This window comes from Candidatus Aquicultor sp. (genome assembly GCF_054640775.1).
The window spans coordinates 19,489-31,619 of the sequence record NZ_JBTSLF010000008.1; the positions used below are offsets into that span (position 1 = coordinate 19,489).

The window sequence follows — 12,131 nt, forward strand, 5'->3', positions numbered from 1 at the left end:
TCCAAGGTTGGTTTGCGGCATTAGGAATCTTTTGACAAGACCGGAAATGTGCATAATTACTATCGCTGAGACTGTTACGCTCACTTCCAATTATGGCAACACCGTAGAATAGGTCGAGAAAGTTTCTGCCGGCACCACCAGTATTATATTGATTGTTACCGAACAATTTATCGTATCCGTTTACTTTAGCATACCAAGTTTTGCTATTAACACCTGCATTCTCGATTTTGAAACCATAATTTGTTCCTGTTGTTGGCCAACCGAGCACATCGCCATCATACGAGAAATACTCATGGACTGTACCGCGATCTACCGTACGAATAAACCAGGATGGCTTATTCCATGCACCTTGCCAATCCCACCCGATTTCCACTTTATTCCCTGAATCTTGACGCACATAAATGCTATTAACGTGATCATCTACTGCGGGCGTTACCATAACGTAGTTCGAAGCATAGTTGCCCCGCACATAATTAATCTTCTCCTGTACACCTAAACCGTATTGTAAGGCATACGCCGGCATAGGAACTGATAGTACTAACGTTGTTATTAGAATTATTAACTTTCCCGATAAAGATCTTCTCCCATTCAAAGTGCTCACCTTTCTACGGTAGTGGAAATTGCATTACAAAAGCTCTGGAAACCTCCCTTCATGGATATTCAAGCAGTATTGATTTGATGCCTGCAGGTAAAATACTTATGCTGTGGAATCAGCGATGAATAGGCGCCCTCGGCCTACTTTAAGATAAACTGGGAGGTTCTTATCAACATAAAGATGGTTGGAACCATTAGAATAACAACTGAGCACGGAGATCACTTTTTAAACAACAAGTTTCTTCATCTAAGATTAAGTTAACATCTATTACAACCACATGCAAACAGATTCGTATACCGTTATGATATATATAAAGCAGGTGATATTTCAGTAATATCAGATAACACTAATGTAGTTATCTAATGTGCTGATAAAGTAAGGTTTATATCATGGGATGGCAATGCCTCATCTAGTCTGCCCATAACAATACCAAAAAGGTAGAAACCCGGTTGGCCGACCGGGTTTCTCAGCGTTATTCTAAGCACTTAATGCTAAGTACTTACCCCTCTATTTCGACAGACTCACCTTCGACTTTAACTTTATAGGCCTTCTCAGGCTTTTTGGCCGGCCCATGGACTACTTCGCCCGTCGTAATATCAAATTGGCTGCCGTGGCACGGGCAGGTCACGATGGTTCCGTTAAGTTTGCCTTTATGTAGGCTGCATCCCATATGCGTGCACACGTCGCGTATCGCGTAATAACGTCCATCGACATTGGCCAGCAGCACAGGCTCGCCGTTAACTTCAGTCTTGGTCATCTGCCCTGGCTGCAAGCTGCTAGTCTCGGCTACCTTCACCATTTCCATCTGTTCCTCCGATTACCCCATAGCCTTCGAGTCTAAAGATTATTTCCACATCTTACGTCGATGCAAAGATTTCAAATCTTTATACCCATTCTGGTTGGGTAGTAACCATTCGGTAGTGAAATGCCGTGTCGTATGCTTGCAAGAATAATAGTGCGGCTAAGTTGGTGATATGTGCAGATATGTAATGCTTAGGTAGTGTGCTAGATAGTATGCTGGTTAGTGTATCGGCAAAATAGTGTATTAACCGGTATTTAGTTGATATCGATAGTGCCCGTAAACACTCTGGTAGCGGCACCTTCCAGGACGATATGGTTATCTTCTTTCCAGGTGATCCTGAGGTCTCCGCCCGGCAGGTGCACTGTCGCAGAGCGCCCGGTCTTGTCGTTCAGCGCGCACGCGACAAGCGTTGCGCATGCGCCCGTTCCACAGGCAAGCGTTTCGCCGCAGCCGCGTTCCCAGACCCTGGCGTCTATCTCATCTCGCCCGATAACATGGACGAACTCGATGTTGGTTCTATTGGGAAAATGCTCGCTGGTTTCCACCTTTGGCCCGAGCGTGTGTACGGGAGCGGTGCTCACATCCTCGACGAACGTAATGCAGTGCGGGTTCCCCATAGACACACATGTCGCATGAAACTCGACCCCTTCCACCGAAAGCGGCTGATTTACAAAGGTTTCCGAAGGAACGGCAACCGGTACTTTTCTCGATTCCAGGACCGGCTCACCCATATCAACGCTTGCGCCGGTCACGTTGCCGTTATCAAACGCGAGTTCAATAGACTTTATCCCCGCCCTGGTCTCTATGGCGATCGTTCTCTTATCAGTGATTCCCTCGTCGAACAGATACTTTGCGTAGCAGCGTATGCCGTTACCGCACATTTCGGCAATCGAGCCGTCCGAGTTATAGAAATCCATGAAGAAATCAGCTACGTCCGATGGCCGCGCAAATATCAACCCATCGGAGCCTATCCCAAAATTACGGTCGCAAAGTCTCGCGATTTGCTCCCGAGTAAGAGAAATCGCGGCATCCAAGTTATTTATGATAATGAAGTCGTTTCCTATACCTTCATATTTCGTAAAATTCAGTCGCACTTTTCTAGCTCCTCGTATGCCGACACGTTAGCCTTACTTTATAGCCCGCCCAGAGCCATCATGGATAAGAAACCCATCGCGTTCCAGCTTGTCGATGATCTCATTAACGGCATCCCCGGCGGTCTTATCGGTAACATCGATCCACTGCACCCTGTGGTCCGCCCTGAACCATGTGAGCTGCCGTTTAGCATACTGCCTCGTGCGGGCCTTAATCGTTTCGACCGCTTCTTCAAGCGGGATGTCGCCGTGCAGGTAACCTATTACCTCTTTATACCCTATGGCCTGCTGCGATGTCAAAAACCGCTTGTAACCGCGCCCGACCAAGCCTTTGACCTCATCAAGCAAACCGGCTTGGACCATCTTGTCTACACGAAGATTGATGCGCTCATGCAGAAGCTTGCGATCCATGGTAAGCCCGAACATCTCAAGGTCGTAGACGGATTCCCGGTCTTTCCACGCACCCTGATAGCTTGAGAACGGCCTTCCGGTAAGCTCGATGACCTCCAGCGCCCGGATAACCCGCCGCACGTTGTTCGGATGGACGATCTCAGCCGCCGCCGGGTCTTTTTGAATCAATTCCTTGTAGAGCGCTTCGGCCCCCTCCGAGCGCGCCTTCTTCTCGAGTCGCTCTCTCACCTCGGAGGATATCTTCCCCGACGGAAATTCCAGCTTATCTATTACCGACCGCACATAAAGCCCCGTACCGCCAACCAGGATTGGGATTTTCCCACGTCGCACAATATCATCGATGATTTCCCCGGCCAGTCGCTGGTATTCGGCAACGCTAAACGGGTCGGCCGGTTCTACGATGTCGATACAATAATGCGGCACTCCCTGCATCTCAGCAGGCGTCACCTTAGCGGTTCCGATATCCATCCCCATATAAATCTGCATCGAATCGGCCGAGACGACCTCGCCCTCAATGCGTTTAGCCAGCTCTACGGCAACATCGCTCTTACCTGTTGCGGTAGGCCCTATAATGGCGATCAGTTTCTCTTTATCACTCATAGCGGGTTACCTTGAACCGGTAAAGCTCGACGCTCTCATCGGGCGCGATACCGGCCTTTTGTTTCGCGATGCCGATCTGCTGGTCGGCGGAATCGACGCCTTCGATATCGGGCAAGAGCAGCCCTGTCCGATAACCCTGCTTTACGATGATCCCGTAAACCTTGGGGTCTAATTGGGATTCGGCGTGCACCGGCTCAGGTTCCTCGAGAATATCGACCGAGAACTGCAAGCGCGCTACTTCATTTGCTAAGACGGGAAAGAATCGCGGGTCGGCCGTGGCGGCCTGGACGGCGTTCGTCATGATCTCTTCGGCAAGACTCCCCTGTGCCGGCTCTATGGTGCCCACACAGCCCCGCAGCTCTCCATCCAGCTTCAGGCATACAAAGGCGCCGGCCCTTCTATTAAGGAGTTCGGCGGGCGTGTCTGCCGGCGGGTCGACGGGATGGCCCTGCTTGAAGTATTGCTGCAGGCTATACATGGCGAGTTGCACCGGCTCGCTTGCCTCGAGTTCGGTCTTCTGCGGCAAGTGCTCGATCTGGGTGGTATACAAATCCCGTTCCGGCGAAGGCTTACCCGGATGTACCTCGGCAACCATATATCCCACGCCGAACGGTCCTTCGTATGAGAGCACCTTTGTCTTTATCTCAAGCCCATTAAAAACGCCTGCCAGGGCATATATCGAACGGAGCCCGCATTCCCCCGCAGCCTCGATCAGCGATGGGTCAAGCTTGGGTAACTCATCAAAATAGCCGGTGTCGAATATCTCCTCGATCTTCGCATCAAAATCGACAGCCCGCGGATCGTATCCGGCCGGAGCCCCCGGGATAAGCCGATGGGATAAATCGCCGCTCGCGACCAAGGCGACCTTTTCAGGGATGAAATTGGACGCGCGCTGAATCGCCATCCCGAGCGCATAATGTTCGTCAAATCCACTATAGTCTATAGAAATCGATACGATCGGAAGGTCGGGCATCGTCGTGTTCAGATAATATAAAGGAACCAGAACGCCATGGTCCAGCTCGTCCGATCCCATAAGATCGATATGTCCGTGCCCGACCTTGGTTACAGAGAGGTCGAAATCATTCGCTGCGGTTATAAGCGCCTCAATAAATGCCAGGTCGTTGTTCTTTGAGAACCGTACCTCGGGGGCGCCAAAATCGGCAAACGAACCCTCGAGAACCGGGTTCGCCCGCACGGCGATGCTATCGGCAAGCCCAGCGCTGTGAGGAGAGATAAAAACAAGCGCGTCCGGCTCGGCCAGTGCAATGTGTCCGGCGACCTCCAACATCGCGTCTTTCGTGGACGTTACCCGGTTGAGGTTGTCCCTCCCGATATCCGGTATAATAATCGGTGGATGGGGCGTTAAGCAACCAATGACAACGGGCATCTTCTCCTCCAGCTTATTATTTATCGAGGATATTCATTCTTAAGCTCTCCGGATAATGACCAGGTATGAGCATCCGTTACGTGAATGAGCGCCTCCGAATGGACAAGCTCCGCTGCTCCCGGAAAGTTGACGATCTTGTTCGTTCGCGAGCGACCGGCCAGAACACCCCCGTCTTTTTTACTTACACGTTCTATAAAAACTTCGATATCCCTACCGATGAGCTCTTTATTTTTTTCCAAACTGATCCTGTTCTGAAGCTTGATAAGCCTATCAAAACGATTCGCTTTTGCCCCGGCCGTCACCTGGTTTTCCATCTTCGCCGCCGGCGTCCCCTCTCGCGGAGAAAAGATAAACGTAAAGGCCGAGTCATAGCGCGCTTTCTCGATAACATCCAGCGTGTGCAGGAAATCTTCCTCCGTCTCGCCGGGGTACCCGACCATGATATCCGTGGTTAGACTTACCCCCGGAATGGCTTTATAAATCTTATCGACCGTCTCGAGGTAGTTCTCTTTCGTGTATTTCCTGTTCATCGCCTTAAGAATAGCATTCGAGCCCGCTTGCACCGGCAGATGGATGTGCTCACATATTTTATCCCCATCTGCGATCGCATCGATGATGTCGTCCGTTAAGTCTTTGGGATGCGATGTCATAAACTTGATTCGTCTGAGCCCCGTTATCTCGTTTAGATCCGTTAAAAGCTGTGCGAAGGCGCTGTTTCCGTAGAGGTCGCGACCGTAGGAGTTTACATTTTGCCCGAGCAAGGTTATCTCAATAACGCCGTCGGATACCAGGTGCTCTACCTCGGCATGGATGTCTTCAAGCGTGCGGCTTGCCTCCCTGCCCCGCGTGTACGGCACGATGCAGTAACTGCAGAAGTTGTTGCACCCTATTATGATGGGAATCCAGGCGTGGTGCGCCTCTTCCCGAAGGCTCGGCATGGTGGTCGGCATGACATCGATTTTATCCGCTATCTCGCAGATCGATTCACGCCCCTGCTCGACCGATTCTATCATGTGCCCAAGGTTGGGCATATTCAGCGTGCCGAAGACGATATCGACGTGCGGCGCCTTTTCAAAGACGGACTCTTTTTCGTCCTGCGCCACACACCCGCCGACCGCTATTATGAGGTCGGGCTCGTTCTTCTTGCGGCTTCTAAGATTATTGAGGTTACCAAAAAACCTGTCCTCCGCATGCTCCCGTACCGCACAGGTGTTAAAGATCAGAATCTGCGCGTCATCGGCGTTTTCCGCTTGTGCATAGCCGATATCGGTGAGCAGCCCCGCCACGCGTTCGGAATCGTGTTTATTCATCTGACAACCAAATGTGGTGATATGGAACTTCTTCACGAAGATATTGTAACAAATGCGCAGGAAAAAGACAGTATAAACCCGGCGATTAGCGAGTAGCGATTGGCGATTAGGGAGAGTCACAACGAGTACCCTTATCAGTTACGCCTATCGTTATCTACACATACGAGCTTGTGGCTGAGAGTCTTTCCAAAAACGCACTCTCTCGACCCACACCCAATCGCTACTCGCTCTTCGCTAATCGCTGTCTTTCTTCAAGTTGGGCGAGAGTCTCGTCGGGGACGTAGATGGTTCCCATGCGCAGGCCGTGAGTCGAAAGGGGTCCGTGGCAATCGGAGCCGCCGGTTACTACGAGGCCGTAGTCCTGCGCGATTCGCAGGTAGTGTCGTATGACATCGGGTGTGTGCTCGATATGGTAGGCTTCGACCCCGTCCAAACCCATAGCGACAAACTCGGGGATGTGTTCGTCCAGGCCGGCCAATCCCGGATGTGCGAAGACCGCAACGCCGCCTACTTCATGAATAAGGGAGATCGCCTGGCTGGGTGAATACACAAACTTATCGATGTAACAGGGAGAACCGCGCCTCAGATAGTTAACGAACGCCTCAGATATCCTCGACACCTGATTGTTCTTGAGCAGCGCTCGCGCGATGTGGGGACGGCCAACGGATGCGCCACCCGCTACCTCAAGCACTTGCTCAAACGTGATATCCAGGCCTTCGCCTTGCAAACATACCACGATTTTTTCGGCGCGCTCTAAACGCGCCTTTCTAAGGGATATTAGAGCTTCGTTTAACACGCGGCTTTTATAGTCAATAAAAAAGCCGAGAATATGCATATCTCGGCTATTATATCTTGAGCTCAGTTCAACTGCCGGTATCACCCTAGTATCCAGCCTTTCTGCAAAGGCCAGCGCTTCCGGGATTCCCTCAACGGTATCGTGGTCTGAAACCGCGATTGCATTGAGCCCTAGGTTAGCTGCTAGTTCTACAACCTGCCCGGGGCTTAAGCTGCCATCGGAAGCAGTCGTGTGGAGGTGTAGGTCAACCGGCATATCGATTGGCGTCCTCTACCTTGGCTCAATTATCAGCTTGATCGCTGTGCGCTCTTCGCCATTGATTTGAATGTCGGTGAACGCCGGGACACAAATGAGATCTAAACCGCTCGGTGCAACAAACCCTCTTGCAATAGCTATCGCTTTGATTGCTTGATTTAAAGCTCCTGCGCCAATCACCTGAATTTCCGCTCCACCGCGTTCCCTTAGAACACCGGCGAGAGCCCCAGCAACAGCATTTGGACTTGACTTTGATGAAACCTTTAGTACTTCCATTTAATCCTCCTTAACGGCGTACGAGTAAGTGCTTGGTACGCATGCAACGTATTAATTCGGCACTACTCGTTTAGTCCCTTCATTAATATAGCAGATATTGCCAATAAATGTAATTAAATTCCTTTCGATTGTAACTTAATCGTTACTTTTAGTAAATCTTTATCAGCTTGTACATCTGGAGCTTCGTTGATCTCTATGAAATACTTGTCTCCGATTGCCGCAAAATTATCACCGATCAACTTTGCCAGGGAACTGAGATCTTCCTGTGATATACGCCTCGCGAGAGGCTCTTGTTTTAAAAGATCTATCTTGCGTCTTTCAGGTTCTTCACGCTCTGCTTGGTTGTTGAGTGTTTCCAGAATCGTTCTTAACGGATCGACCCTGTTGCTAACAATCCGCTGTGCGTTTCTGACCGAGACCTTGAGCCCGAGCCTTCTCTCGGCAACGTCCGACAGCATCGCCGCGGATTTGACTGAGTTGATACATCGCCAGATCTTAAAATCCTGCGCTTTGACGCCCTCTGTATCTTCGTCGCCCTGTGCGCACAGGTGATACATGGTCGCCAGAATCTCAGTCGGTGAGCCCAGATATATTGTAAGGTCCTGGTTGTCGAGGTTGAATTCGAGCACGGTCCTTATAATATTGTGTGGCCCTCGGATTATTATCGGCTCACCCTGTCTATACTTTATAGTCGGATATGTGGACTGGTCTTTACGCTCGTTAAGGAGGCCCATGCTGGTCTCTACCTTAAAGACGCTGCCCCTGCCGGGGGATGAAAACACAAGCTCGATCTCATCGGCGGCTTGCTTAATCGAAAAAAGCGCCATTCCTCTGCCGTGGATACCATAGCGGTCGGTGATGACGTTTTCAAGCTTAGAGGTAACACGAGGTTCAAACACTTTCTCGTGCAGCTCCGTGGGAATACCGTTACCATCATCGATGATGGTAACCTTGCGAATAAGATTGTCTTCCTTTGTGGAGGCTACAAACATCGTGGAAGCACCCGCATCACGCGAGTTTCGGAGCATTTCGAGGACGATATCTTCCATCGATTGGATATCGTGTTTTGCTTGGCGTCGCTCTGCTTCGCTCACGTTCAAGCGGACAAAGCCCTGCCCAAAATCCTCTTCGATTTTTAGATACTGGTCCCCAGTAAGGTTTGCTACAAAGTTAAGCAAAGAGTTATTTGTTGTTTCTGACATTATTAGACCTAGCGCTAGTGCGATGAATACTACCTATATTGTTCTATGGAATACCTGTATTGTCAAATCTTAGTATAGATGAGCAGTGAATTTAAAGGGGTTAGCCCAAATATTATAATATATTACAAACGTAATGGCGTTCAGAAAAAAACAAGAGGGTTTATTAGTCCCTCTTGTTTTATAGCTTTATGCTCGTCAATGCGTATGAATAGCCTTTTTGCCATCCCTGCAACCGCTGGTTCAGCTATTTAGCGTATTCTATGGCTCTATGCTCTCGAATGACGATGACTTTAATCTGACCCGGAGATTCGAGTTCGCTTTCGATTTGCTTCGCTACATCGCGTGCAAGGAGTGCCGCCGAAGCGTCGTCCATATCCTCAGGCTTTACCATGATACGAAGCTCACGGCCCGCCTGCATGGCGTAACACTTCTCAACACCCTGATATGACTCCGCGATGGTTTCAAGCTTCTCAAGGCGTTTGACATAGCTCTCGAGCGTTTCGCGTCGCGCTCCGGGACGTGCGCCCGAAATCGCATCCGCTGCTTGAACGAGAACGGCCTCGACCGATTGCGGCTCGATTTCGCCGTGGTGCGCCTCTATTGGATGCACGACGGCTGCCTGCTCGTGGAATCGCTTTGCAAGTTCCGCCCCGATAACGGCATGCGGCCCCTCGACCTCGTGATCGATGGCTTTGCCGATATCGTGCAGCAAGCCCGCTCTTCTGGCCAATCTGATGTCGGCGCCAAGCTCTGCGGCCATAATACCCGCAAGGTGCGCCACCTCGATGGAGTGTTGCAGGACGTTCTGTCCGTAGCTGGTGCGGTATTTCAGCCGTCCCAGGACTCTCACAAGCTCCGGATGGAGCCCATGGATGTCGGTGTCAAACGTGGCCTGCTCGCCCACCTCACGAATGTGCGCTTCTACCTCTTCGCGAGCCTTCTCATACATCTGCTCGATTCTCGCCGGATGTATGCGTCCGTCTGCGATGAGCCTTTCCAGTGCCAGGCGTGCAATCTCCCTTCTTACCGGGTCGAAGCTCGAGAGGATAACCGCCTCCGGAGTGTCGTCGATGATGAGGTTGATTCCCGAGAGGTTTTCAAAGGCCCTGATGTTTCGGCCTTCCCTTCCGATAATCCTTCCCTTCATCTCATCGCTTGGCAGCGGTACCACTGAAACGGTTGTTTCCGCTACGTGGTCTGCCGCGCATCTCTGGATAGCGAGGGCTATGACGTTACGCGCCCTCTTTTCGGCCTCGTCCTTTGCTTTTACCTCGATGTCGCGGATCATCATTGCGACTTCATGCCTGGTCTCGTCCTCTACCCTCTTAAGAAGCAGCTGACGAGCCTCCTCTGCTGACAGGCCAGCAATCTGTTCTAGGAGTTTTAATTCTTTTTCATAAATCTCAGAAAGCTCATTTTCAACCCTGGCAATCTCTTTTTCGCGATCTGAAAACGACCGCTCTTTTCTGTCCAGGTTACCTGATCTTGCATCCAGCGACTCTTCCTTCTGACTAAGACGTCTCTCCATGCGCTGGATCTCATTCCGCCGGTCGCGCAATTCACGCTCACCTTCTGAACGCAATGCGTGAATTTCATCCTTAGCATTAATTAAAGCTTCTTTCTTTTTAGACGCTGCTTCTTTTTCTGCTTCAGACAGTATTCTCTTTGCGGCTTCTTCGGCGGAGGCAAATTGTGCTTCTGCTGATGTTCGTCGAATGAAATAGCCGGCCGCGTAACCACCGGCGGCAGCTATAACAGCTACGATTAAGTATATGACTATACCCATTGTTGCCCCCTTCCTTTAAATAAAAAAACCGAGCTATCGCTCGGCAAAAATCCTTACTAAGAATTTGCGTACGCCCATCTACCCAGCTTTAACTGCAAGCTGAGGCAGCTGATTTTTCTCTCATCTTTAGTTGTTTTACAATCTATGTAAAACTAAAAACGAAGTTCTTAGTAAAGCATTTTCACCAAATACGTCACACTTCTATACTATCTTTACGGATTTTTAGTGTCAAGAATTTTGGACAACTGCTTGGGTGGCAAAAGTATTAAAAAACGCTGGAAAAAGCCCGACCCTACTCATCTTTTAGGACATCTTTGCATACATCATAGACTGTGGACGGGGTATACCCCCTGCGCAGGAGGAATTGACTGAGGCGCCGGAATGAGGCGTTCTTGTCCAGGTCTTTGTATGTGGGTACCTTTGTCTCGGCGAGCTTCTTTGCCAGCTCATATTCCTTATCGGGGGATGCGGTCTCTTCGAGCTTTTCGGCTATTATCTCATCTGCAATGCCCTTTTGTTTTAGCTCTTGCTTGATACGTTTCGGCCCGTAGAGCTTGGAAGTCATGCGGCTTTTTGTCCACGATTGGGCAAAATCATCGTCGTTTAAGTAACCGAGACGGCGTAGTTCGTTTATCGCGTCTGAGATGATTTCCGGGTCGAAGCCAGCAGTTTTCAGCCTCTGCGAGACCTCGTGCTCGCTTCGGGCGCGGTACGAGAGAAGAAGAACGGCGCGGTTTACGGCGCGCCGTTTCTCAAGAGAAAAATCCAGGGTTTCAAGTTCACTTGGCGCAAGCTGCTGGCCTCTATAAAGGCCAGCCTCGATGATGGTCTCGGTATCGTAGGCGCGCCAAAACGCGCCATCTATAAAGATGGAGGTTCGCCAAGGTCTTTTGACTTGCTGCTCGAGTGCCGTGACTGTAACCATTTACTAAGATCGCTTATCTATATCTATGGCTTAGATTCTACGAGTTCGGCTTCGGTCGCGGTTTCTTCGGTGTCGTCGGTCTTGATCAAGCCGACCTTCTCCCTGACCTTTGTTTCTATCTCAAGCGAAAGCTCGGGGTTGTCCGAGAGCGTTTGCTTTGCGGATTCGCGTCCTTGGCCAAGACGCTCTTCGTTGTATGTGTACCAGGAACCGCTCTTCTGGACGATGCCGTGTTCTACGGCGAGATCGAGCGTGCTACCCTCTCTGGAGATGCCTTCGCCGAACATGATATCGAACTCGGCCTGCCTGAATGGAGGAGCGATCTTGTTTTTTACGACCTTTGCCCTCACTTTGTTGCCGGTAATCTCCGTGCCCTGCTTTATGGAATCGGCTCTACGAATATCGATCCTGATCGAAGCGTAAAACTTAAGCGCTCTGCCGCCGGGGGTGGTCTCAGGATTGCCGAACATGACGCCGATCTTCTCTCTCAGCTGATTGATGAAGATGGCGGTAGTCCTTGATTTGTTTATCGCGCCGGAGAGCTTTCTTAAAGCCTGGCTCATAAGCCGGGCCTGCAGGCCAACGTGGGAATCGCCCATCTCGCCTTCAATTTCGGCCCGTGGAACCAGGGCAGCGACCGAGTCGATGACGACTACGTCTATTGCGCCCGACCGGACGAGCATCTCTGCGATCTC

The 12,131-nt window shown here is 50.6% G+C and carries 12 protein-coding genes; all 12 read right to left on the minus strand.

The window, feature by feature from the left end; all coding sequences use genetic code 11:
* On the minus strand, nucleotides 1-523 hold a 523-nt coding region (locus ACYC56_RS01510; protein ID WP_461372408.1), incomplete at its 3' end, for a hypothetical protein.
* A gap of 571 nt (nucleotides 524-1,094) precedes the next feature.
* Nucleotides 1,095-1,400, minus strand: a complete 306-nt coding sequence (locus tag ACYC56_RS01515; RefSeq protein ID WP_461372409.1) for a Rieske (2Fe-2S) protein — start codon at nucleotides 1,398-1,400, stop codon at nucleotides 1,095-1,097.
* Between the two features lie 251 nt (nucleotides 1,401-1,651).
* Nucleotides 1,652-2,485, minus strand: coding sequence for a diaminopimelate epimerase (gene dapF / locus ACYC56_RS01520; RefSeq protein ID WP_461372421.1), 834 nt, complete (start codon nucleotides 2,483-2,485; stop codon nucleotides 1,652-1,654).
* 39 nt (nucleotides 2,486-2,524) lie between these two features.
* The gene (gene miaA / locus ACYC56_RS01525) at nucleotides 2,525-3,499 is read right to left on the minus strand and encodes a tRNA (adenosine(37)-N6)-dimethylallyltransferase MiaA (RefSeq protein ID WP_461372410.1); all 975 of its coding nucleotides are present in this window, start codon (nucleotides 3,497-3,499) and stop codon (nucleotides 2,525-2,527) included.
* Nucleotides 3,492-4,886 (minus strand): AmmeMemoRadiSam system protein A, encoded by a 1,395-nt coding sequence (amrA, locus tag ACYC56_RS01530; protein WP_461372411.1) that lies wholly within the window; start codon nucleotides 4,884-4,886, stop codon nucleotides 3,492-3,494. Before amrA ends, miaA begins: the two co-directional genes overlap by 8 nt.
* 20 nt (nucleotides 4,887-4,906) lie before the next feature.
* Complete coding sequence (gene miaB / locus ACYC56_RS01535) at nucleotides 4,907-6,316, minus strand: tRNA (N6-isopentenyl adenosine(37)-C2)-methylthiotransferase MiaB (protein WP_461372412.1); 1,410 nt, start codon at nucleotides 6,314-6,316, stop codon at nucleotides 4,907-4,909.
* A gap of 100 nt (nucleotides 6,317-6,416) precedes the next feature.
* A complete protein-coding gene (locus ACYC56_RS01540; protein WP_461372413.1) occupies nucleotides 6,417-7,247 on the minus strand; it encodes a PHP domain-containing protein in 831 nt (276 codons plus the stop codon).
* A 15-nt stretch (nucleotides 7,248-7,262) separates the two neighbouring features.
* Nucleotides 7,263-7,523, minus strand: coding sequence for a stage V sporulation protein S (locus ACYC56_RS01545; RefSeq protein WP_461372414.1), 261 nt, complete (start codon nucleotides 7,521-7,523; stop codon nucleotides 7,263-7,265).
* Between the two features lie 113 nt (nucleotides 7,524-7,636).
* Nucleotides 7,637-8,725 (minus strand): ATP-binding protein, encoded by a 1,089-nt coding sequence (locus tag ACYC56_RS01550; RefSeq protein ID WP_461372415.1) that lies wholly within the window; start codon nucleotides 8,723-8,725, stop codon nucleotides 7,637-7,639.
* A 244-nt stretch (nucleotides 8,726-8,969) separates the two neighbouring features.
* Complete coding sequence (rny, locus tag ACYC56_RS01555) at nucleotides 8,970-10,511, minus strand: ribonuclease Y (protein WP_461372416.1); 1,542 nt, start codon at nucleotides 10,509-10,511, stop codon at nucleotides 8,970-8,972.
* Nucleotides 10,512-10,803: 292 nt separating this feature from the next.
* Nucleotides 10,804-11,436 (minus strand): regulatory protein RecX, encoded by a 633-nt coding sequence (locus tag ACYC56_RS01560; protein WP_461372417.1) that lies wholly within the window; start codon nucleotides 11,434-11,436, stop codon nucleotides 10,804-10,806.
* Nucleotides 11,437-11,459: 23 nt separating this feature from the next.
* Nucleotides 11,460-12,131: recombinase RecA (recA, locus tag ACYC56_RS01565; protein ID WP_461372418.1), on the minus strand; the 672-nt coding region annotated here is incomplete at its 5' end.